General features: G+C 64.7%; 23 protein-coding genes. 7 read left to right on the forward strand and 16 right to left on the reverse strand.

Annotated features, from left to right (window positions below):
- From PMI15_RS15740 to PMI15_RS15750, 3 genes are all read left to right on the forward strand, one after another.
- The coding region (locus PMI15_RS15740; RefSeq protein ID WP_007871044.1) for an FAD-binding and (Fe-S)-binding domain-containing protein at window positions 1-2625 on the forward strand (2625 nt) is incomplete at its 5' end.
- Between the two features lie 105 nt (window positions 2626-2730).
- Complete coding sequence (locus PMI15_RS15745; RefSeq protein ID WP_007871046.1) at window positions 2731-3717, forward strand: DUF2167 domain-containing protein; 987 nt, start codon at window positions 2731-2733, stop codon at window positions 3715-3717.
- 13 nt (window positions 3718-3730) lie between these two features.
- Window positions 3731-4456: a site-2 protease family protein gene (locus PMI15_RS15750; protein ID WP_007871048.1), complete on the forward strand. Its 726-nt coding sequence runs from the start codon at window positions 3731-3733 to the stop codon at window positions 4454-4456.
- Window positions 4457-4474: 18 nt separating this feature from the next.
- Here PMI15_RS15750 and PMI15_RS15755 read toward each other — a convergent pair whose 3' ends face one another.
- Window positions 4475-4729 (reverse strand): hypothetical protein, encoded by a 255-nt coding sequence (locus PMI15_RS15755; RefSeq protein ID WP_007871050.1) that lies wholly within the window; start codon window positions 4727-4729, stop codon window positions 4475-4477.
- 103 nt (window positions 4730-4832) lie between these two features.
- On the opposite strand from PMI15_RS15755, the gene PMI15_RS15760 reads away from it, so the two are divergent.
- Entirely contained in the window at window positions 4833-5429 is a 597-nt protein-coding gene (locus PMI15_RS15760; RefSeq protein ID WP_007871052.1) for a 3'-5' exonuclease, read from the forward strand.
- Window positions 5430-5496: 67 nt separating this feature from the next.
- Complete coding sequence (locus tag PMI15_RS15765; RefSeq protein ID WP_007871054.1) at window positions 5497-5730, forward strand: hypothetical protein; 234 nt, start codon at window positions 5497-5499, stop codon at window positions 5728-5730.
- Between the two features lie 37 nt (window positions 5731-5767).
- On the opposite strand, the gene PMI15_RS15770 is transcribed toward PMI15_RS15765, so the two are convergent.
- The 3 genes from PMI15_RS15770 to PMI15_RS15780 all read right to left on the reverse strand — a co-directional run bounded on the left by PMI15_RS15770 (window position 5768) and on the right by PMI15_RS15780 (window position 8464).
- On the reverse strand, window positions 5768-7042 hold the full coding sequence (locus PMI15_RS15770) for an HEXXH motif domain-containing protein (RefSeq protein WP_007871057.1): 1275 nt from the start codon (window positions 7040-7042) through the stop codon (window positions 5768-5770).
- Window positions 6993-8189: a radical SAM protein gene (locus PMI15_RS15775; RefSeq protein ID WP_007871060.1), complete on the reverse strand. Its 1197-nt coding sequence runs from the start codon at window positions 8187-8189 to the stop codon at window positions 6993-6995. The genes PMI15_RS15770 and PMI15_RS15775 overlap by 50 nt, the downstream gene beginning before the upstream one ends.
- An 80-nt stretch (window positions 8190-8269) precedes the next feature.
- Entirely contained in the window at window positions 8270-8464 is a 195-nt protein-coding gene (locus PMI15_RS15780) for a hypothetical protein (RefSeq protein WP_007871063.1), read from the reverse strand.
- A 344-nt stretch (window positions 8465-8808) separates the two neighbouring features.
- Here PMI15_RS15780 and PMI15_RS15785 point away from each other — a divergent pair, with 344 nt between their 5' ends.
- The gene (locus PMI15_RS15785) at window positions 8809-9138 is read left to right on the forward strand and encodes a hypothetical protein (protein WP_007871069.1); all 330 of its coding nucleotides are present in this window, start codon (window positions 8809-8811) and stop codon (window positions 9136-9138) included.
- Between the two features lie 15 nt (window positions 9139-9153).
- Here the strand turns inward: PMI15_RS15785 and dnaB are convergent, their stop codons facing one another.
- The 10 genes from dnaB to ppsA all read right to left on the reverse strand — a co-directional run bounded on the left by dnaB (window position 9154) and on the right by ppsA (window position 18289).
- Entirely contained in the window at window positions 9154-10566 is a 1413-nt protein-coding gene (dnaB, locus tag PMI15_RS15790; RefSeq protein ID WP_007871072.1) for a replicative DNA helicase, read from the reverse strand.
- A gap of 180 nt (window positions 10567-10746) precedes the next feature.
- Window positions 10747-11199, reverse strand: coding sequence for a 50S ribosomal protein L9 (gene rplI, locus PMI15_RS15795; RefSeq protein WP_007871075.1), 453 nt, complete (start codon window positions 11197-11199; stop codon window positions 10747-10749).
- An 11-nt stretch (window positions 11200-11210) separates the two neighbouring features.
- Window positions 11211-11495 carry a 30S ribosomal protein S18 gene (rpsR, locus tag PMI15_RS15800; protein WP_007871078.1) on the reverse strand — a complete coding sequence of 95 codons (285 nt, stop codon included), beginning with the start codon at window positions 11493-11495 and terminating at the stop codon, window positions 11211-11213.
- Window positions 11496-11505: 10 nt separating this feature from the next.
- The gene (gene priB, locus PMI15_RS24415) at window positions 11506-11814 is read right to left on the reverse strand and encodes a primosomal replication protein N (RefSeq protein WP_081499626.1); all 309 of its coding nucleotides are present in this window, start codon (window positions 11812-11814) and stop codon (window positions 11506-11508) included.
- Between the two features lie 60 nt (window positions 11815-11874).
- Window positions 11875-12240, reverse strand: a complete 366-nt coding sequence (gene rpsF / locus PMI15_RS15805; protein WP_007871089.1) for a 30S ribosomal protein S6 — start codon at window positions 12238-12240, stop codon at window positions 11875-11877.
- A gap of 262 nt (window positions 12241-12502) precedes the next feature.
- Window positions 12503-14611, reverse strand: a complete 2109-nt coding sequence (locus tag PMI15_RS15810) for a sodium:solute symporter family protein (RefSeq protein ID WP_007871091.1) — start codon at window positions 14609-14611, stop codon at window positions 12503-12505.
- Entirely contained in the window at window positions 14612-14869 is a 258-nt protein-coding gene (locus PMI15_RS15815; RefSeq protein WP_007871093.1) for a DUF4212 domain-containing protein, read from the reverse strand.
- Window positions 14856-15479, reverse strand: coding sequence for a tetratricopeptide repeat protein (locus PMI15_RS15820; RefSeq protein ID WP_007871096.1), 624 nt, complete (start codon window positions 15477-15479; stop codon window positions 14856-14858). Before PMI15_RS15820 ends, PMI15_RS15815 begins: the two co-directional genes overlap by 14 nt.
- Window positions 15476-15772 (reverse strand): hypothetical protein, encoded by a 297-nt coding sequence (locus tag PMI15_RS15825; protein WP_007871098.1) that lies wholly within the window; start codon window positions 15770-15772, stop codon window positions 15476-15478. The genes PMI15_RS15820 and PMI15_RS15825 overlap by 4 nt, the downstream gene beginning before the upstream one ends.
- A gap of 117 nt (window positions 15773-15889) precedes the next feature.
- Complete coding sequence (gene ppsA / locus PMI15_RS15830) at window positions 15890-18289, reverse strand: phosphoenolpyruvate synthase (protein WP_007871101.1); 2400 nt, start codon at window positions 18287-18289, stop codon at window positions 15890-15892.
- Window positions 18290-18476: 187 nt separating this feature from the next.
- On the opposite strand from ppsA, the gene PMI15_RS15835 reads away from it, so the two are divergent.
- Window positions 18477-19298 (forward strand): pyruvate, water dikinase regulatory protein, encoded by an 822-nt coding sequence (locus PMI15_RS15835; protein ID WP_007871103.1) that lies wholly within the window; start codon window positions 18477-18479, stop codon window positions 19296-19298.
- Window positions 19299-19363: 65 nt separating this feature from the next.
- Here the strand turns inward: PMI15_RS15835 and PMI15_RS15840 are convergent, their stop codons facing one another.
- Window positions 19364-20587: a M20/M25/M40 family metallo-hydrolase gene (locus tag PMI15_RS15840; RefSeq protein WP_157214646.1), complete on the reverse strand. Its 1224-nt coding sequence runs from the start codon at window positions 20585-20587 to the stop codon at window positions 19364-19366.
- Window positions 20588-20773: 186 nt separating this feature from the next.
- Complete coding sequence (locus PMI15_RS15845) at window positions 20774-21760, reverse strand: GlxA family transcriptional regulator (protein ID WP_007871107.1); 987 nt, start codon at window positions 21758-21760, stop codon at window positions 20774-20776.
- Window positions 21761-21853: the final 93 nt, after the last annotated feature.

Consider the following 21853-nt stretch of genomic DNA (forward strand, 5'->3'; position numbering starts at 1 on the left):
GGCGGCATGCCCGGCAACAACCCCTGCGCCAGCCGCAGCATCGCCTACGGCAACATGGTGCACAACGTGCTGGGCGCCAGCGCCTGGCGCTCCGACGGCAGCCTGCTGGAACTCGGCCGCTATGACAAGGCCGGCGGCGCGGCGCGCGAACTGGGCGACTATGTGAAGGCACTGTCCGACCAGCTGCGGCCCGAGCTGGAGGCGCACTGGCCCAAGGTGCTGCGCCGCGTGGCCGGCTACAACCTGGACATCTTCAACAACCAGAACGAGAAGCCTTATACCCAGGACGGCTCGGTGAACCTGGCCCACCTGCTGGTGGGCAGCGAAGGCACGCTGGCGCTGACAAAATCGCTCACGCTGCGCCTGGCCGAGCTGCCGCGCACCAAGGTGCTGGGCGTGGTGAACTTCCCGACCTTCTACAAGGCCATGGACACGGCCCAGCACATCGTGAAGCTGGGCGGTGACGGAACGCTGAGCGCGGTCGAGCTGGTGGACCGCACGATGATCGAGCTGTCGCTGCAGAACCCGGCCTTCGCACCCACGGTGCGCACCGCGCTCATCGGCCAACCCGATGCGATTTTGCTGGTGGAGTTCTCGGGTAATTCCAAGGCCGAGCTGGCGCCCAAAATGCACCAGCTGGTGGAGCTCATGGGCGACCTGGGCCTGCCCGGCTCGGTGGTCGAGATGATGGACGACGCGCCCCAGAAAAACCTGTGGGAAGTGCGCAAGGCGGGCCTGAACATCATGATGAGCCTCAAGGGCGACGGCAAGCCGGTCAGCTTCATCGAGGACTGCGCCGTGCCGCTGGAGCACCTGGCCGAGTACACCGACGCGCTGACGCAGGTGTTCCGAAAATACGGCAGCAAGGGCACCTGGTATGCCCATGCGTCCGTCGGCACGCTGCATGTGCGGCCCATCCTGGACATGCGGCGCGAGGGCGGCGCCAAGATGCGCGCGATCGCCGAAGAGGCCTCGGCCCTGGTGCGCCACTACAAGGGCGCCTACAGCGGCGAGCACGGCGACGGCTTGTGCCGCGGCGAGTGGATTGAGTGGCAATTCGGGCCGAAGATCAACGAAGCCTTCGCGCAGATCAAGAACTACCTGGACCCGCTGAACCTGCTGAGCCCGAACCGCATCATCAACCCGCCCAAAATGGACGACACGCGGCTGATGCGCTTCCCGCCCAGCTACAAGGTCATCCCGATCAAGACCGCGCTGGACTGGAGCGCCTGGAACGTGCAGAACGACCCGGTGACCGAGCAGACCAGCGAGCCGGGCACGGGCGGCGACCCGGCCCAGGGTTTTGCCAAGGCCGTGGAGATGTGCAACAACAACGGCCATTGCAGAAAGTTTGACGCGGGCACCATGTGCCCCAGCTACCGCGCCACACGCGACGAGAAACATCTGACGCGCGGACGCGCCAATACCTTGCGCCTGGCGCTGTCGGGCCAGCTTGATGGCTTGAAAGCGGAGGACGCCTTCACCAGCGAGGCCGTGCAGGAGGCCATGGACTTGTGCGTGGGCTGCAAGGGTTGCAAGCGCGACTGCCCCACCGGCGTGGACATGGCCAAGATGAAGGTGGAGTTTTTGCACCACTACAAGACCAGGCACGGCTACACGCTGAAAGACCGGCTGGTCGCCTACCTGCCCGACTACGCGCACTGGGCCAGCCGCTTCGCGCCGCTGCTCAACCTGCGCGACAAGGTGCCGGGCCTGGCGGCCTTGAGTGAAAAAATTCTGGGCCTGTCGGCGCGCCGCACCCTGCCGCAGTGGCGCGGCAACACCTTCTGGAAGCGCCTGGACGCGCAAGCTGAAACCGGCGCCACGCCGCCGGGCCGCCTCCACACCGCGAGCCGCGAGGAGGTGCTGGCCGCCGCCAGGCCCGTGGTGCTGTTCGTGGACACTTTCAACGGCTATTTCGAATCGGAAAACGCGCTGGCTGCGCTCACGGTGCTGCAGGCGGCCGGCTACACCGTACACGTGGCGGCCAAAACCACGGCCGACGGCAAGAGCCTGTGCTGCGGCCGCACCTACCTGGCCGGCGGCATGGTTGACAAGGCCAAGGCCAAGGCGCGCGAGGTGGTGGGCGCCCTGCTGCCCTTCGCCGAGCGCGGCATCGCCATCGTCGGCCTGGAGCCCTCCTGCCTGCTGACGCTGCGCGACGAGATGCTGGTGATGGGCCTGGGCGAGGCGGCGCAAACCATCAGCCGCCATGCGCTGTTGCTGGAAGAATTCCTGGCGCGCGAGGCGGCGGGCGGCAAGCTCGAGACGCTCAAGGGCCGGCTCAAGCCCGCGGCCCAGCCGATTCTTTTGCACGGCCACTGCCACCAGAAGGCCTTTGGCGCGGTGAGCCCCATCCTGGACGTACTGAGGCTGATCCCGGGCGCGCAGCCCGAGCTGATCGAATCCAGCTGCTGCGGCATGGCCGGCAGCTTCGGCTACGAAGCCGGCCACTACGAGGTCTCCATGCAGATGGCGGAGCTGAGCCTGCTGCCGGCGGTGCGCAAGCAGCCCGGCGCCATCGTGGTGGCCGACGGCACCAGCTGCCGCCACCAGATCAAGGACGGGGCGCAGCGCGAGGCCATCCACGTGGCGGTGCTGCTGGCGCGGCAGCTGCAGGCTTAAGCCCTGTTGACGGGCGCGGCCCGGGCACTTCCCGGCTGCCTCCCGACAGCCTTCGGGAAGGCATGTCAGAATAGCCCGCAAAATATTCCAACAAGGAGGGCTTTCATGAACCGTTTGTGGACGCGCATCTGTGCGCTGGCTGTTTGTCTGTCGTGTGCCGCCGCCATGGCGCAGACCCTGTCAAAAGAAGAGTCCGAGAAGATCTGGGCCGAAGGCCGCGCCGCCGCCAAGGAAGGGCCGCAGGACATCGCGCTGGCAAGCCAGGCCGTGCTCAAACTGCCCGCCGGCCGCATCTTTGTGCCGCAACCGCAGGCGGGCAAGCTGCTCAATGCCATGGGCAACCCCGGCACCGACTCACGGCTACAGGGCCTGGTGTTCCCGGCCACGGGCGACAGCTGGTTCATGACGGTGCGCTTCGAGGCGGCCGGCTATGTGAAAGACGACGACGCCAAGGACTGGAACGCGGACGAACTGCTCAAAAGCTACCGCGAAGGCACCGAGGCCTCGAACGCCGAGCGCAAAAAAATGGGTTTTCCCGAAATGGAGATCGTGGGCTGGGCTGAAAAGCCGGCCTACAACGCCGCCACCCACCGCCTGGTCTGGGCCATGTCCAGCAAGGACCGGGGCGCGCCCGCCGGCGCGGCGCAGGGCGTGAACTACAACACCTATGCGTTAGGCCGCGAAGGTTATTTCAGCATGAACCTGGTCACGGCGCTGGACGACCTGCCCAAGGACAAGCCCGCGGCGGCGGAACTGCTGGCTGCCTTGCAGTACGACGAGGGCAAGCGCTACGCCGATTTCAACTCCAAGACCGACAAGGTCGCCGAATACGGCCTGGCCGCGCTGGTGCTGGGCGTGGCCGCGAAAAAACTGGGCTTCTTCGCGGTGATCGCGCTGTTTTTCGCCAAGTTCGCGAAGGTCATCTTCCTGGCCGTGGCGGGTTTCGGCACGGTGTTCCTGAAGTACTTCAAGCGCAAGCCGGCTCCTGTGCCCGCCCCGGAGCCGGCGGTCAGCCGGGCCGAGCAGGACACCGTGCCGGCAGCGTTCGGCGGCGCCGCAACGGACGTGCCGCCCGCGCCGCCCAAAGCCTGAACGGCGAAACGGCATGGCCAAGCTCCTGTTGCTGCTTTTCACGGGCGCGAAGTTCGGCAAGCTGCTGCTGACCGGCGGCAGCATGCTGGTGTCGGTGTTCGCCTATGCGCTGCTGTTCGGCTGGCGCTATGCGGTGGGCTTTGTGCTGCTGCTGTTCGTGCATGAGATGGGCCACTACATCGCCGCCCGCCAGCGCGGACTCAATGTGGGCGCCCCCACCTTCATCCCCTTTATCGGCGCCTGGGTCGAACTCAAGGACATGCCGCATGATGCGGAAACCGAGGCCTATGTGGGCCTGGGCGGCCCGCTGCTGGGCACGGTGGGCGCGCTGGCCTGCTACTTCCTGGCGCGCGACCAGGACAGCAATTTGCTGCTCGCGATCGCCTATTCCGGTTTCTTTCTGAACCTCTTCAACCTGATCCCGCTGTCGCCGTTTGACGGCGGGCGCATCACCGCGGTGCTGTCGCCGCGCATCTGGCTGCTGGGGGTGCCGGTGCTGGTGGGCCTGTTCTTCTGGCGGCCCAGCCCCATGCTGATCCTGATGGCGCTGCTGGCCGCGCCGCAGCTGCTCAAGGCCATACGCTACAAAGCGGACAGCGAGGAGGCCCAGACCTATTACGCGGTCAGCGCGGCCACGCGTGTCGAATACGGTTTTTATTACCTGGCGCTGGCGGGCTTCCTGGCGGTGATGACGCACGACGTGCATGAAATGCTGCGCGGCGTGGGCGCCGTCCGCTAGCCCCGGGTGGCGGGCGTTTCAGTCCGGCACGAATTTCGCGTTGAAAGTGGCTTCGTCTTCGGCCAGTTCCAGCGTGACCAGCTGGCCCATGCGCATATCGGCCAGCCGGCAAGCCCCGAACAGGCTGTATTTGCCTTTGAGCTGATAGCTTTCCATGTCGATCAGCATGTAGGAGTGCGGCACAAACACCTGGTGCAGGAAAATCGTGCGGTGCCGGTTGCGCGGCGACGGAAAGAGCTTGTAATGCTCGGTGGTGATGCTTTGTGCGGCCATGGTGGAGTCAGAAACGGGTTGCCCGGAATGGCGCCCTACCCCGACTGTAAGCTCTAGCCTTGGCCATCCTGTTTTTTAAGACGTCCTTTTCGCATGGATACCTATGACCGAGCGCCATCCCACCCCCGACAAAGAAGAAATCGCGCTGCTCGAGCCCTTCGAGCGACTGGGCCTGGACCAGATCGAAGTCGTGTCCACAGCCGACCGGGCGGCCCAGGCACTCAAGGACCTGACCGGCGCCACCGTGCTGGGCTTTGACACCGAGTCCAAACCCACTTTCGCCAAGAATGAGGCCTCGGACGGGCCGCACATCGTGCAGCTGGCGACTCTTCACAAGGCCTGGATCTTCCAGCTTGAAGACGCCGAATGCCGACGCGCCGTGGGCCTGGTGCTGAGCTCACCTGCCGTGATCAAGGCCGGCTTCGGCCTGGGCGACGACCAGCGCCGCATCATCCGCAAGCTGGGGACGGACCTGCAGGGCGTGCTGGACCTCAACGTGGTGTTCCGCGAGCGCGGCTACCGCAAGGACATGGGCGTGCGCGGCGCCGTGGCCGTGATGTTCAACAAGCGCTTCCTCAAGTCCAAAAAAGCGGCGACCTCCAACTGGGCCAACGAAAGGCTCACGGAGGCGCAAATCGTTTACGCGGCCAATGACGCCTATGGAGCGCTTCGGGTGTACCAGGCGCTGGGGCTGGGTTGACGCGATCAGGCCGGCGTCACCGATGCGGGCTGCCACCCTTTACATTAATCCCTTCAAGGAAATTTTCATGAACAAACTGTCCCTGCTGTCTTCGCTGTTGCTGGCCGGCGCCCTGCTCTCCGGCTGCGCCGCGGAACTGATCAGCAACGGCGAAAAGCTGATCATCGTCAAAGCCCGCCCTTCAAAGCTGCCCGACGCCACGGAGATTGCCGAAACCGAATGCCAGAAGCGCGGCGGCCGGCATGCGCGCTTGATCACCAAGCCGGCTGAAGGCCAGTACGGCTTTGAGTGCGTGCGCTGAGGCGCATCTTCCCTGACACCCTCCCGGGGCCGGCGCTTCAGCTGTCCTGCAAGGCGGACCCGGCCCAGCGCAGAAAGCCCTGGCCCGCCGCGGTGAAGCGAGCGTGCGCGCGCAGCAGTTCGAGCCCTTCGCGCGCCTGCACCCGCAACTCGTCCAGGCGGGTTGCGACGTCGCGCCGCGCCGCGGCATCCAGGTGGGAGTCCTGCAGGTAGCGAACCAGCGCCATCACGCAGTGCAGGTGCACATACACCCCCTCGAAGATGCCGACCACCGGGCGCGGGTCGCTGCGCCAGCCGACCGGAAAGCGCACGCCTGTCTGCACGGGCTGCAGCAGCGCAACGGCTTCCTCGACATAGCGCAGCTTCACGTGGCTATGCTCATGGACCAGGCTTTCGAGGGTGCGCAAAGTATTGGACGGGTGTATCCATGCCGCCCCCTGCATGGAAGAGATCGTGAACCCCTCCATCTGCCAGCCCGGCGGCGGCAGGCGCGGCACCACCACGCGCATCATGCAGCGCCAGTCCTCGTACTCTTCGGGCCAGGCCGACAGCAGGGCTTGCGCCGCCTCCACGATGGGGCGGTGACGGCCCAGCGGGTAGGAGCGTTCGCGCACGTCGGTTTCCTGTTCGCGCACGGTGCTGCCGCGCTCGGGTGTGCGTGTTTCGTCAAGCGACACCCGCAGGCCCGGCAAATCATTGCGGACCACGATGTGGGATCGCGGCAGCACTGCCTCCGGCGCGGCAGGACAGGAACTCAAGGTCTGGCCGTCCGCGGACGGACGGCTCAGGTGGATCCAGGCGCCCTTGCGCCGGCATAACCAGGCGCCGTCCGCATGGCCGGCCGGCAGTTCGGCGCTGGCGGCGCAGTCCCAGGTCTCGATGCGGCCGCCGCGTGACATCAGCACCCTGCTGCGCGGCGACATCTCGGTGAAACCCGGCATATAGTTGGCAACCGACGCGAGCAAGGGCTCGACCGCCGGCAGCGGTGCGCCCGCGATCAGCGCGCGCCCGGTCGCATGCAGCCAGCGGCGGTACAGAGGCGAGGAGCCTATGGCAATGCGTTCATGCGGCAGCAGGGCCTCCAGGTCGAGCACCGCCTGTTCCCAGCGCTCGCGATACGCGGCGAGCGCCGGTGAAGCCCGAACGAAGTCGGCCAGAGCCCGGAAATCGTCCAGACGGCCTGCGGCGGATTCACGGACCAGGTCGGCCGTGATCACGGCGTCCGGCATCAAGGCCTGTTCGACAAAATCGGCGCACTGCAATTCAGGCTTGGCTGCCTGCGGCGGCGGCATTTTCCGGGTCACTGTGGGCATGGCTACCTCGCTGTTGAAGGGAAGATTCGATAAGGCCGAGCGCGACGTCGAAAAAGTGCATCTGGTCCGCGCACAGCACGGATTCACGCGCCGTGATGCCGTCTTTCGCATCGCTGCGGCCGGGAAGGAAACCACCGCCGCAGACCAGGCGGTGGCGGCAGCCGGCGCACTTCACCGGAAGTTCAGCGCGCAAATTGAGCAGCCGCGCGAACAGCGGGTCGCCGGCCAGCGCGGCGATGCCGTCCGTGTCGATGTGGAACGGCGTGCCGGCCGAGCCGTCACCGGCCACACGCAGGTAATCGGGGTATTCGTAGCTGCCGTCGGTATTGACGACGAACATGTTGTAGCTGTCGTTCACCAGGGCATCGATATGGCCCTGCCCTCCCAGCGCGACGTGAAGCAGGTTGTTGAAGAGCCGGATGGTGACGCCCGGATCGTCCAGCGCCCACCAGGCGCGGAACAGTTCGGCATACCAGGCGCCGTAGCGCGGCGCGTCGGCATAGGCGCGCGACGCCCCCAGCGGCCACGGGGGATGGCGCCAGTTGAATTCGATGGGCCACAACACGTCGACCTTGGAAATCGGCAGGCTGCGCACCCAGGCGAGGAATTCCCCCGGAGGCAGCGAAGGGTTGGCCACAGCCAGAAAGCCGCCTATCAAACCGCCGTCGCCGTCGGCCAGCATGCGCTCGACGTTGGCCATGACACGCGCATAGGTGCCGCGGCCGCGCTTGTCCACGCGCGCGGCATCGTTCACCTCGCGCGGGCCGTCCAGGCTGACGCCTAGCGACACGCGATGTTCGCGAAAAAGGGAAAGCAGCTGCGGCGCGATAGGCTGCACCAGGTTGGTCTGTACGGCAACGTCAAGATTCCAGCCCTGTTCGCGACGGCCGGCGATCTGCGAAAGCAGTTCGGCAAAACTGGCATCGGGCCAAAGCATGGGTTCGCCGCCATGCAGGACGATGGAAAAGGGCTCGGACTCGCCCCGCGGGTGATAGTCGCAGATGCGGTCCAGCAGGCGCAAGGCGGTGGGCAAGGCCATGCGTGCCGGCATGCGCTCGAAAGTGCGATCCGCCTGGTTGAACATGTAGCAGTAGGTGCAATCGATGTCGCACACCGCTGTCAGTTTGACGATGGCCGAACGAAACATGGGGAAGGGCGATTAAGAGACCGGGGCCGGAACGGGGCGCGCGAAAAATATCCGTGCGCCCCGCGACAGCTAGCCGGCAGTTACCACTTCAGGCCGAACACGATGCTGATCGCCGCCGGATTGAAACCGGGCCGGCCCGCGAGCTGGGCGATGGCGGTTTCCAGGATGCGACCTTCGACAACCTTCTGGTTGAGCGAGTTCACGTCCCCTTTGAAATTGGACGTCAGGTTACGCGACAAGGTGTGGGCTTCCGCGTTATTCGAGGTGGTAGGCATAGGATTTTTCCTTGTAGGTTGGTGAGTTGAAAACTTCCACTTCAAGTGACGGTTCGGGTGCCGCGAGACAACCGGACGGAACAAGCCTTGCTTCCAGACGAACGCGGATCACACCTTGCCGTCCCGGCGGATGCTAGCCAGTCCGGGCGGCAAAGAACAGGCCAAAGCGAGCCGAATCTGGAAAATCCGACAAACATCTACCGCGCACAGACAATTCGCGCAACCCTCCCAGGCGAACTCGAATACCTTTCAACGTCTTCACAAGAGATCGGCAAACCGTCGGCGAAGTTTTCGAAGATGGGGAGAACGATGCCATCCGATACCAGAACAAGGGAGAAAGCCGTATGGATGAACGCCTGACGGTCCGCCTGCACAAAATCCTGAGGGCCCCCTGGGCCATTCCACCGGTGGAGCATTACCGCGTGATCGGAACCGTGCACCGCGGTATGGAATTCGGCTTCCTGGCCATTGCGCGCAACGGCGCCTACCTGCAGGTCAATGGGTCAGTGGTTCAGCGGCTGAACCGCGGCGACGTCGACGCCGCCATCAGCAGCGCTGAGCACCTGTTCGCCGCCAGGCCCGCGCAAGCCTCGGCAGCGGCGAGTGTCGCGGCGCCGGTGACGGTCATACGAAAAAAAAGGCGCACGCCTGCCGACGCGGATGCTGCGCCCTGAGGCCACCGGCGATCGTCAGAAGTCCCCAGACGCGCCGTGGGCCAGGCTCTCGAACTTGGTGATGCGGTTGATAAAGGCCAGCTTCACCGTGCCGGTGGGGCCGTTACGCTGCTTGCTGATGATGACCTCGGCGACACCGGGCTCCTTGCAGGCCTCTTTGGTGTAGTACTCGTCGCGGTAGATGAACATGATGATGTCGGCGTCCTGCTCGATGGCGCCGGACTCGCGCAGGTCGCTCATCATGGGACGCTTGTCGGTCCGCGACTCAACGCCGCGGCTGAGCTGCGACAGGGCAATGACCGGGCACTGCAGTTCCTTGGCCAGCATCTTCAGGCCGCGCGAGATTTCGCCGACGGCGGTGGCGCGGTTTTCTTCGGCCATGCCGCCGGACACGCTCATGAGTTGCAGGTAGTCAACCACGATGAGACCCAGCTTGCCGCACTGGCGGGCCAGGCGCCGCGCATTGGCGCGCAGCTCGCTCACGGTCAGGCCCGGTGTTTCGTCGATGTGCAGCGAAACGGTTCGCAGCTTTTCGATGGCTTCGGTCAAGCGCGGCCACTCTTCGTCGGTCAGGGCCCCGGTGCGCAAATGGGTCTGGTCGATGCGGCCTATGGAGCCGACGATACGCACGGCAAGCTGGGACGCGCCCATTTCCATGGAGAACACCGCCACCGGCAGGCCTTCGTTGAGCGCGACGTGCTCGGCAATGTTGATGGCCAGTGCGGTCTTGCCCATGGAGGGGCGCGCGGCCAGGACGATCAGGTCGCCGGCCTGGAGGCCGGAGGTCATATGGTCAAAATCCCTGAAGCCGGTGGGCACGCCGGTGACGTCCTGCGGGTTCTCGGCCATTTCGGTTACGCGGTCCAGCAGGCTCACGACCAGCGTGTCCATGCTCTGGAAGCCTTCCTTCATGCGCGAGCCCTGCTCGCCGATCTTGAAGATCTTCTGCTCGGCCTCGTCGAGGATGGTGGCGACGTCCTTGCCCTGCGGGTTGAAGGCGTTGGTGGCGATTTCGTCGGAGGCCGACACCAGCTTGCGCAGGATGGAGCGCTCGCGCACGATCTCGGCGTAGCGGCGGATGTTGGCGGCGCTGGGCACGTATTGCGCCAGCGAGTTGAGGTAGCTCAGACCCCCTACTTCGTCGGCCTTGCCCTGGTTCTGCAGGTATTCGTAGACCGTGATGATGTCGGCCGGCTTGTTCGCGTTGATGAGCGCGCCCACGGCGGCAAAAATCAGCTTGTGCTCGGCGCGGTAGAAATCCTCGTCGACCAGCAGGTCACCCACACGGTCCCAGGCGCCGTTGTCGAGCAACAGGCCGCCCAGCACGCTGGATTCACCCTCGATGGAATGCGGCGGGATGCGCAACTGGGCGATCTGGCGGTCGGGGCTGTAGCCGGGATCGTCATAGGTGGAAAGTACGGCGGACATGGGTTTCCTTGGGAGAGGGTGAATGGTACGCCGTGGGCGCAAAACACCGCAGGATAAGGCTGTGGATAACCAGGGGAAATCGGGTGGAAATGGACCGGGAAGGTGTGCACAGCCGGGGGATGCGGCCGGGCATGAAAAAAGCCGCTCGTCGAGCGGCTTTTTTCGTGAGGGTGAAAACGCTTAAGCGGTTTCGCCGTATACGGTCACGGTGATGTCCACAGCCACATCGGTGTGCAGGGCAACGGTCACGGCGTGGTCGCCGACGATCTTCAGCGGGCCGTTGGGCATGCGGATTTGCGACTTCAGCACGGGGAAACCCTGCTTGGTCAGCTCGGCCGAGATGTCGTGGTTGGTGACGGAGCCGAACAGGCGGCCGTCAACACCGGCTTTTTGCGTGAGCTTGACGGTCGTGCCGCTCAGCTTTTCGCCCTGGGCTTGCATTTCGGCCAGCTTGGCGGCCGCAGCCTTTTCGAGTTCGACGCGCTTGGCTTCGAATTCGGCCTTGTTGGCTTCCGTGGCGCGGCGTGCGCGGCCCGAAGGGATCAGGAAGTTGCGTGCATAGCCGTCTTTGACCTTGACGATCTCGCCGAGGTTACCGAGGTTCACGACTTTGTCGAGCAGAATGATTTGCATGGTCGCGCTCCTTACAGGGTACGGTGCTGGTCGCTGTAAGGCAGCATCGCGAGGAAGCGAGCGCGCTTGACGGCGGTGTTGATCTGGCGCTGGAAAATCGCGCGCGTGCCGGTCAGGCGTGCGGGGATGATTTTTCCGTTTTCGGCAACGAAATCGCGCAGGGTGTCGATGTCCTTGTAGTCGATTTCCTCAACGCCAGCGGCTGTGAAGCGGCAAAAACGCTTGCGCTTGAACAGCAGGGATTGGGTATTGCGCTTGGGGCGCTTGTCTTTGTTGAAACGTTTTGGTCCGGCCATGATGGACTCCTTAAATGGGGTTCGGTACTTGCTCTACCTTGTGCAGAGCTTGAATATGGAAAACAACACCTTTGCTGGTGCGCGCATTGATGAGGAAACCGGTGAACCTGAAAGGCTGGCCTAAGGGTGACCTGGCTGATTGCTCAGCCAGCGCTCCGAAGGCAACCGCCCTGACCGTCAATTTGACCTGTCTGGTAACACCGGCTTCGACGATTTCGGACTCGTGTTCGAGGACGAAATTGGCGGCGGGGATTCCAGCGGGCGTGTAGCGAAGAGGACTTACCTCGGCGATACAGGCGGTCAGTTCAACGTGGTTCACTGCGGGCTTTTGCTCAATGGCAGCTGCGCGGCAGCGAGGCGTTCAACAGCATGGTGGCAATTAAGCCGCATACTCCTGCTGTTGGGCTTTGCGGGCTTCTTCCCTCTCGACGTTGCGCATCATGAGGGATGGGCCGGTTTCGGCCTTTTTCTTGACCACGGTCAGGTGGCGCAGCACGGCATCATTGAACTTGAACGCGTGTTCGATTTCTTCCATCACGGCCTGGCTGGCTTCGATGTTGATGCAGAGGTAGTGAGCTTTCGCGAGCTTCTGGATCAGGTACACCAGCTGGCGGCGGCCCCAGTCTTCAACACGGTGCACTTTTCCGCCGCCGGCGGTGATCATGCCCTTGTAACGTTCCAGCATGGCTGGGACTTGCTCGCTTTGATCCGGGTGGATCAGCAAGACGATCTCATAGTGACGCATAAACTCTCCTTGTGGTTGATTGAAGCTGCCCCAGCGTCGTTAAGGGTGCAGCAAGGCGAAGCCCATGAGTATAGCATGCCCCCACGGTCGCTCACTTCGTGTAGCTTCCTGCCCCCCAAGGGGGCCGCCCGCCTGTGGCCCGGCAAAGCCGGTTCCACGGCTCATGCTGGTAAATATATGGGGACAGGTACAGCCCACTTTTTTTGGGGGAAAGGCCCTGAAAACGCCGAAAAACCCTCAAAAAACCACTCTGGCCGGGTTTTTAAAGGCGTTTTAGGTCCGGATATCGGATGTATTCGACCAACTCCTGGATTTTTTGGCTGGGCGCCGGGGTGAGCAGGCTCACCAGCACCATCACCGCAAACCCCACGGGCACGCCGAACAGCCCGGCCGAAATCGGGTCTATGCCCCACCACAGCTGCACCGGCGAGCTGATGCCGAAGGTGGCGCGCAGCCAGGGCTGGTTGGTGAACATGTAGTAAGACGTCACGCCCAGGCCCGATACCATGCCAAGGACGGCGCCTATGCCGTTGGCCCGCCTCCAGAAGATGCCCAGGCTCAGCGCCGGGAAAAAGGAGGCGGCGGCGAAGGAAAACGCCGCCGACACCAGGAACAGGATGTCCGCCGGCTTTTGCGCCGCCACATAGGCCGCCAGCAGGGCCACGATGAGCAGCAGGATCTTGGACACCGTGACCCGGCTCACGGTGGAGGCGTTGGGGTCGATCATCTTGTAATAGAGGTCGTGGCCCAGCGCGTTGGCGATCGTCAGCAGCAGGCCGTCGGCGGTCGACAGCGCGGCGGCCAGCCCGCCGGCAGCCACCAGGCCCGAGATGACATAGGGCAGGCCCGCCAGCTCGGGCGTGAGCAGCACGATGATGTCGCCGCCTATGGTCATTTCATTGAGCTGCAGGATGTTGTCTCGGTTGATGTCAGCCACCGACAGCAGGCTGGCGTCCACCCGGCTCCAGGCGCCGACCCAGGACGGCAGCTGGTCAAAGCGCGTGCCGACCAGCACGGTGAAGATTTCGTACTTCACCAGCACGGCCAGGGCTGGTGCCGTGAAATACAGCAAAAAGATGAAAAACAGCGACCAGGTGACCGACTGCCGCGCCTCGCGCACGCTGGGCACGGTGTAGTAGCGCATCAGGATGTGCGGCAAGGCGGCCGTGCCCACCATAAGGCAGAACACCAGGGCCAGGAAGTTGCGGCGCGAGGTGTCGTAGGCCTCCTGCTCCCTGGGCGCGCCCTCGGGGTCGCCCGAGAACTGCGCCGCATGGGCCGGCATGCCGTTGAGCGGCAGGGTCTTGACCTCGGCCGCGGCTTTGGCGGCCGTCCAGGCCTTGACGGCCGCCGCCTCGTCCCTGGGCATGGCGGCCAGGGTCTTGGCCGCCGAGGTGATTTCAGCCACCGAGGCATTGCCGCCCTTGAGCTGCTCCATGCGTTTGGCGGCGGCCAGCTTGTCGGCGGCCAACGCCTCGGCCGGGTGGGCCAGCTTGCCGGACAGCGCCTCGGAGCGCTGCCGGAACAGCTCGCGCACCTGCAGCTCCTTGGGGTCCGCGGCCAGCTCTTTTTCTTTGGCGCTGACTTTCTCGAGCTGGAAGCCGTAAACCAGTTGTGGGACCGGAACACCGGTCTGCTTGACCGACAGCCACACCACCGGGATCAGGTAAGCCACCACCAGGATGATGTACTGCGCCACCTGCGTCCAGGTCACGGCGCGCATGCCACCCAGGAAGGAGCACACCAGGATGCCGCCCAGGCCCAGGAAAATGCCCAGCTCGAAGGCGATGCCGGTCAGGTAGGAGGTGATCAGGCCCACGCCGTAAATCTGCGCGACCAGGTAGGTGAAGGAACACAGGATGGCCGCCCCCACACCGAGCAGGCGCGGCAGCTTGCCATAGCGCTCTCCCAGGAAGTCGGGAATGGTGAACTGGCCGAACTTGCGCAGGTAAGGCGCCAGCACCAGCGCCACCAGGCAGTAGCCGCCGGTCCAGCCCATGATGAAGGCGAGGCCGTTGTAACCCGTGAGGTAGAGCGTTCCGGCCAGGCCGATGAAGGAGGCGGCCGACATCCAGTCGGCGCCGGTAGCCATGCCGTTGTAGACCGCAGGCACGCGCCGGCCCGCCACATAGTATTCACCCGCGTCGGTGGTGCGGCTCATGATGCCTATGCCCGCGTACAAGCCTATGGTGGCCAGCAGGAAGGCCGTGCCTATCCACAGGCGCGGCAGGCCCATGCGCTCCAGGCCCGCGAGGATGAGCACGAACACCACCAGGCCCACGGTGTACCAGCGGTAGACGCGGTTGAGCTGCGCCTTGAACTGCTGGCTGGACAGCATGACCCCTTCGCGCGAACCGAAGAAGCCGGCCATCTAGTCCCCGTCCGCCACGTCGTGCTCGATGTCGAGCCGGTTCATGTACCAGGCATAAAAGCCGATGATCAGGCAGTACACCAGCAAAGCGCCCTGCGCGCCCACCCAGAAGCTGAAAGGCCAGCCGAAAAACCGGAAATTCAGCGCGCGCGCAAAGTAGCTCACGCCGAAAGTCACGCTGAACCAGACCAGCAGCAGCGCGGCCGTCACCATGAGGGTCTTGCGCCAGTAGCGGCGGTGGCTGTCAGCGGGCTGCATGGCCTGCCTCGCTGGTGGCTACCCTGCCCGCCTGCAGTGCCGCGGCGTTTTCACGTTCCAGCTGTGCGGCTACGCGCGGCTCGAAACGGCGCAAATGGGCGATGACCTTGCGCGCCTTGCCCGGCTCGCCCAGCGCCAGCCAGACCTGCGCGAGCCGGTACCAGCCATAGGGCCCCAGCGGCTGCAGCGCGGTGTTGCGCTCCAGCGCCTGGGCAGCCTCCTGCCAGTGCCGCTGGTGAATACGCACCAGCGCCAGGCCGTACCAGGCCCGGTCCAGGCGCGGGTCCAGCGCCAGCGCGCGCTCAAAGGCGGAGCCGGCCTCCTCATGGTGCCCGGCCTGATGCAATACATAGCCCAGGTTGAACCAGCCCGTGGCCTGCCGCGGCCAGGCGGCGGTCAGTTGCCGCAGGCTGTCAATGGCTTCCTGCATAAGATGCAGTTGCGCCTGCACATGGCCACGGCTGGCCAGGGTGTAAGGATCGGCCGGCCGCAGGCTCAACATCCGCGCGAACCTCGACAAGGCAGCCGCGCGCTTGCCGGCCGCGAGCAGCAACAAGGCCTGCGCTTTCAGGAAGTGGTACTGCAGGGCGGGTGCAAGCGGCAAGCTCATTTGCACAGGGCCACCCCGATTTCCAGGCAGATGCGGACTTTGGTGATGGCCGCCGCAAGCCAGACCAGCGCCAGCACCCCGAAGGCCACCAAAGGCAGGTGGCGCTCCAGCACCACGGCTGGGGAAATCCAGCGCGCCGCCCTCACCCAGGGCCGACCCAGCAATTCCAGCAGGCGGTAGAACGGGTTGCCGCCGCGCCCCGCGCCGGCCAGAAGACCCAGCACCCATTGGCCGGCCAGCGCGAGCAGCGCAATTTCAGCTAGCAGTTTGGCGGTGATGGCGACGGCAAGCATGGCTGGTGGCAGACAGGAGAGGCAGTGCCCCCGATTGTCATCGGAGGACTTGCCAATTGCTTACCGCGGAGGCGCCGGTCACCGGGGGTTTTCCCTCGGTGGGTGCGGGGGCCTGGCTCAGCCGGCCAGCTGTTTCCAGGTGTCCATCACCGTGTCGGGGTTCAGCGAAATGGAGCCTATGCCCTGCTCCTTGAGCCACAGGGCGAAGTCGGGATGGTCGCTGGGCCCCTGGCCGCAGATGCCGACGTATTTGTTGGCACGCTTGCACGCGGCGATGGCCTGGCTCAGCAGCGCCTTGACCGCGGGGTCGCGCTCGTCGAAGTCCTTGGCCAGGATGTCCAGGCCCGAATCGCGGTCCAGGCCCAGGGTGAGCTGGGTCAGGTCGTTGGAGCCTATGGAGAAGCCGTCGAAGTACTCGAGGAACTGGTCGGCCAGCACCGCATTGCTGGGCACCTCGCACATCATGATGATCTTCAGGCCCTGCTCGCCGCGCTTGAGGCCGTGTTTGGCCAGCAGTTCGGTCACGGCCTTGGCCTGGCCCAGGGTGCGCACAAAGGGCACCATGACCTCGACATTGGTCAGGCCCATGTCGTTGCGCACGCGCTTGAGCGCTTCGCACTCCATGGCAAAGGCCTCGGCGAAATCGGGGCTCAGGTAGCGCGCCGCGCCGCGGAAGCCCAGCATGGGGTTTTCTTCCTCGGGCTCGTAGCGCGAGCCGCCTATCAGCTTGCGGTACTCGTTGGACTTGAAGTCCGACAGGCGCACGATCACCGGCTTGGGCCAGAAAGCCGCACCTATGGTGGCGATGCCTTCGGCCACCTTGTCGACGTAAAAAGCGCGCGGCGAGGCATGGCCGCGGGCCACGCTTTCCACGGCTTTCTTCAGGTCGGCGTCGATGTTGGGGTACTCGAGGATGGCCTTGGGGTGAACACCGATGTTGTTGTTGATGATGAACTCCAGCCGCGCCAGGCCCACGCCGTGGTTGGGCACCTGGCAGAAGTCGAAGGCCAACTGCGGGTTGCCCACGTTCATCATGATCTTGAGGTCTATGGGCGGCATGGTGCCGCGCTGCACCTCGGTCACCTCGGTTTCGAGCAAGCCGTCATAGATGTTGCCGGTATCGCCCTCGGCGCAGCTCACCGTCACCAGCATGCCGTCTTTCAACGTCTCGGTGGCGTCACCGCAGCCGACCACGGCCGGGATGCCCAGCTCGCGCGCGATGATGGCCGCGTGGCAGGTGCGCCCGCCGCGGTTGGTGACGATGGCGCTGGCGCGCTTCATCACCGGCTCCCAGTTCGGATCGGTCATGTCCGTGACGAGGATGTCGCCGGCCTGCACCTGGTCCATGTCCTTGATGTCGTGCACGATGCGGACCGGGCCGGTGCCGATTTTCTGGCCGATCGCCCTGCCCTCTGCCAATACCGTGCCGGTGCCCTTGAGCTTGTAGCGCTGCTCGGCCTTGCCCTTGGCCTGGCTTTTCACCGTCTCGGGGCGCGCCTGCAGGATGTAGAGCAGGCCGTCTGTGCCGTCCTTGCCCCATTCGATGTCCATGGGGCGACCGTAATGCGCCTCGATGATGAGCGCGTAGCGGGCCAGTTGCTCGACGTCGTCGTCGGTCAGCGAATAGCGGTTGCGCAGTTCCGTCGGCACGTCGGTGGTCTTGACCAGCTTGCCGCCGGCTTTTTTCTCTTCCGGCGTGGCGAACTCCATCTGCAGCAGCTTGGAGCCCAGGTTGCGGCGGATCACGGCGCGCTTGCCTGCTTTGAGCATGGGCTTGTGCACATAGAACTCGTCGGGGTTGACTGCGCCTTGCACCACGGTTTCGCCCAGGCCGTAGCTGGAGGTGATGAAAACCACGTCCTCGAAGCCGCTTTCAGTGTCTATGGTGAACATCACGCCGGCCGCGCCCTTGTCGCTGCGCACCATGCGCTGGATGCCGGCCGACAGCGCCACGTCGGAATGGGCAAAACCCTGGTGCACGCGGTAGCTGATAGCGCGGTCGTTGTAGAGCGAGGCGAACACCTCTTTCATCTTGTGCAGCACGTCCTCGATGCCGACCACGTTCAAAAAGGTTTCCTGCTGGCCGGCAAACGACGCGTCGGGCAGATCCTCGGCCGTGGCCGAGGAGCGCACCGCAAAGCTGGCCTGGGCGTTGCCGGCGCTCAGGACGGCAAAGCTGTCGCGCACGGCTTTTTCAAGGTCGGCCGGGAAAGGCTGGGCTTCGACCAGCGCGCGGATTTTGGCGCCGGCATCGGCCAGGGCGCGCACGTCGTCGGTGTTGAGCGCGTCCAGCACGCCGTTGATTTTTTTGTCCAGCCCGTCGTGGGCCAGGAACACGCGAAATGCGTGGGCCGTGGTGGCAAATCCGGTGGGCACCCGCACGCCCTCGGGGCCGGTGGGCAGTTGCGAGATCATCTCGCCGAGGCTGGCGTTCTTGCCGCCAACGGCCTCGACGTCTGTCATCCTCAGGTTTTCAAACGGTACGACCAGGGCGGTCGCCTCAAAAAGCTTGGACATGAAAATACTCCGGGAGGTTTAAAAACCGGGGAATTCACCATGCGCGGCGGGCAACCTTGTTGTTGTTCGAGGGGGTTGTGGCGGGGCATGGTGTGACAAACTGGATAATTGGCCCAATTGTAGGGGCCCGCCGCCGTGTGTGCCGCGTCAGCCTTTCACCCAGCTTTCAATCAGCCAAATACCCACCATGTCCCAACGCACCGTGTTTTTCATCTCCGACGGCACCGGCATCACCGCGGAAACCTTTGGTAACGCCATCCTGGCCCAGTTCGAGTTCAAGCCGCGCCATGTCCGCCTGCCCTTTATCGACAGCGTGGACAAGGCCCACCAGGCGATACGGCAGATCAACCACACGGCCGAAGTCGAGGGCAAGCGCCCCATCGTTTTCACCACGCTGGTCAACATGGAAATCCTGGCCGTCATCAAAACCCATTGCAACGGCATGCTGCTGGACATGTTCGGCATGTTCGTGGCGCCGCTGGAGGGCGAGCTGGGCATCAAGTCCAACCACCGGGTGGGCCGGTTTTCGGATGCCTCCAAAAGCAAGGAATACGATGATCGCATCGAGGCCATCAATTTTTCGCTGGCGCACGACGACGGCCAGAGCAACCGCGACCTGGAAAACTCGGACGTGATCCTGGTGGGCGTGAGCCGCAGCGGCAAGACGCCGACCTCGCTCTACCTGGCCATGCAGTACGGCCTCAAGGCCTCCAATTACCCGCTGATTCCGGAAGATTTCGAGCGCCGCCAGTTGCCGCCGGCGCTGGTGCCGCACCGCAAGAAGATCTTCGGACTGACCATCGCGCCCGAGCGCCTGGCGCAGATCCGCAACGAACGCCGCCCCAACTCCAAATACGCCAGCCTGGAAAACTGCCGCGAGGAAATCCACGAGGCCGAGGCCATGATGCGGCGCGAGGGCATACGCTGGCTCTCGACCACCACCAAGTCGATTGAAGAGATTTCGACCACCATCCTGCAGGAAATCCGGCCCGAACGCCTGGAATACTGAGCCCGGCGGCAACCCATGAAAAGCGGCCCTTCGAAGGGCCGTTTTTCATGGCGGGAGCCGGCGCATCAGTTCGGCTTGCTCAACTCCATCACCATGCGCGCCAGCAGATAAAAGCGCGGCACGATGCTTTCCACCTCGGCGTATTCGTTTTCGGTGTGGATGTTGCCGCCCACAATGCCAAACCCGTCCAGGGTTGGCACGCCGACTCCGGCCGACAGGCTGGCATCGGCCGCGCCGCCGCTGCCTTCCAGCGTCAGCTTGCGGCCGATCTCGCCGTAAATCGCCTGGGCTTTGGCGGCCAGCGCATCCTGGTGGGCGGTTTGCGGCATGGGTGGCAGGCCTCGACTCAAGGTGGTCTTGACCTCGGTGTCCGCAATCAGCTTGTTGGCCGACACGCGCGCCAGGTCCTTTTCGATGCGGTCAAACTCTTCCGGCACGGCCACGCGCACGTCGGCCTTGGCACTGGCCGAGTCCGGGATCACGTTGGTGCGGTCACCGGCCTTGAGCACGGTGAAGTTGATCGTCGTCTGTTTCTCGGGGCTGCCCAGCTTGCCGAGCTGCAGGATCTGGTGGGCCGCCTCCATGGCCGCGTTGCGGCCCAGCTCGGGCGCCACACCGGCGTGCGCGGTCTTGCCCTTGACCTCCACCGTGGCTGTGCCGCTGCCCTTGCGCCAGATCACCAGGCCATCGGCCGGGCGGCCAGGCTCCAGGTTCAGGGTGACGTCATGCTGCTTGGCCACCTTCTGGATCAGGGCCGTTGCAATGGCCGAACCGGTCTCCTCGTTGTTGTCGAGCAGGAAAGTCAGCTTTGCATAGTCCTTGAACTGAAGCTGCTGCAGGATCTTGATCGCGTACACGCCGGCGAGGACGCCGCCCTTGTTGTCCATCACGCCGGGGCCGTAGGCGCGGCCATCCTTGATGTAAAAAGGTTTGGCGGCCGCCGTGCCTTCCTTGAAGACGGTGTCCATGTGCGCCATCAGCAGGATCCTGGCCTTGCCGGTGCCGAGGAAGGTGGCCAGGACGTGAGCCCCGCCATCGCCGGAAGGCACGGTCTCGATGCTGGCACCGAGCTTCTTGAGCTCGTCCACTGAAATCGCGCGCACCTGGGCCAGGCCTTTTTCATAGCCCGAACCGGAGTCGATGTTGACCAGTTTCTCCAGCAAGGCCAGTGCCTCGCCCTTGTAGCTCTCGGCCTTTTCGAGGACCGCCTTGTCGGCCATTGCCTGCGCATGGGCGGCGGGAACGGCGACGACCAGCGCCAGCATGAGGGAGCAAGCGGACGCGAGCATGGTGCCCTTGAAGTTAAGACGCATGTAATGTTCTCCTGACTGGATGGATGTGTATATGGGATTTTTGATGCACATCCCGTGCCAGTTGCGAGGGATGCGAAGAAAGACCATACATGGAAGCGAGGGGGAGGGTCGATACGCAGTTCCCACAGTGCCTGGGCCGAAATGAAACCCGCTGTGACGCCGCTACCTGCCGCGAAGCGACTGTGCGGTCCGGTAGCGGCTGGGGTTGGCACCCGCCGACCTGCGCATCAGGCGCCGCAAGGCTGTCGCGTCCTCATAGCCCACCTGCCCGGCCACCTGTTCTATGCTCATGCGGCTGGACTCAATCAGCATGCGGGCGCGGTTAAGCCGCACGCTTTGCACCAGGGCCAGCGTGCTCTGGCCCGTGGCCTCGCGCACGCGCCGCGACAGGGTCCGCTGCGACATCGCGAACTCGCCGGCCAGCGCCTCGACGCTAGGTGGATGCGGCAAAGCCGATTCGATGCGCGCCATCAGCCGGGCCACCAATTCATTGCCGTTGGAGAGCATGGCCGGCAGCACAAAAGGCGCCTGCGCCTGCCGCCCGTCTATCAGCAGGACGCGCCCCACCGCGTCGGCCAGCCCCGTACCGAACTGCGTGCGCAACAGGTGAAGCATCAAGTCGGTCTGCGCGAAAGCGGCGCCCGCCGTGCTCAAGGGGCCGTCGGCGCACACCATGCGGTCGGCATCCACGGTGCAGCGCGGCTCCAGGCGGCGCAGCTCGGCCGCCATCCACCAGGACGTCGTGACGCGGCGCCCGGCCAGCAGGCCGGCCGCTTGCAGCAAAAACACCGCCGAGCAGGAGGCCGCGACACGGCCGCCCCGCGCCGCGTGTACGGCGACGGCCTGGATGGCGCGCTGCGCATCCGCGCCCGCCAGCCCGGCCGCGACCGCCTGGGCGTTGTCCAGGCCCAGCCCCGGGATGATCCAGGTCGACGCATCGGCGCGCTGTCGCTTGGGCAGGGCCGTGGTGTCCACGCGCATGCCGCTGCTCAGGGACACGGCGCCGCCGGAGGACGACAGCACGCGCCAGCCGGGGCGCGCGAGCTTCAGGCGCGGCGCCAGTGTGGCCGCCGCCTGCAGCACGTCGAGCGTGGCGGCCACGCTGGCCGCGAAAGCCCCGGGCAGGACCAGAACGGTGAAATCGGTCATTGACTGAAAAAGCCTTAAAGATGTCTAAACAGACACTCGCAGTTTAGCCGCCCGCCGCGTCCAATTCAGGGTTTCCATCCTCTGAAAGCAAGA

This window comes from Polaromonas sp. CF318 (assembly GCF_000282655.1).
In the GTDB taxonomy this organism is placed as follows: domain Bacteria; phylum Pseudomonadota; class Gammaproteobacteria; order Burkholderiales; family Burkholderiaceae_C; genus Polaromonas.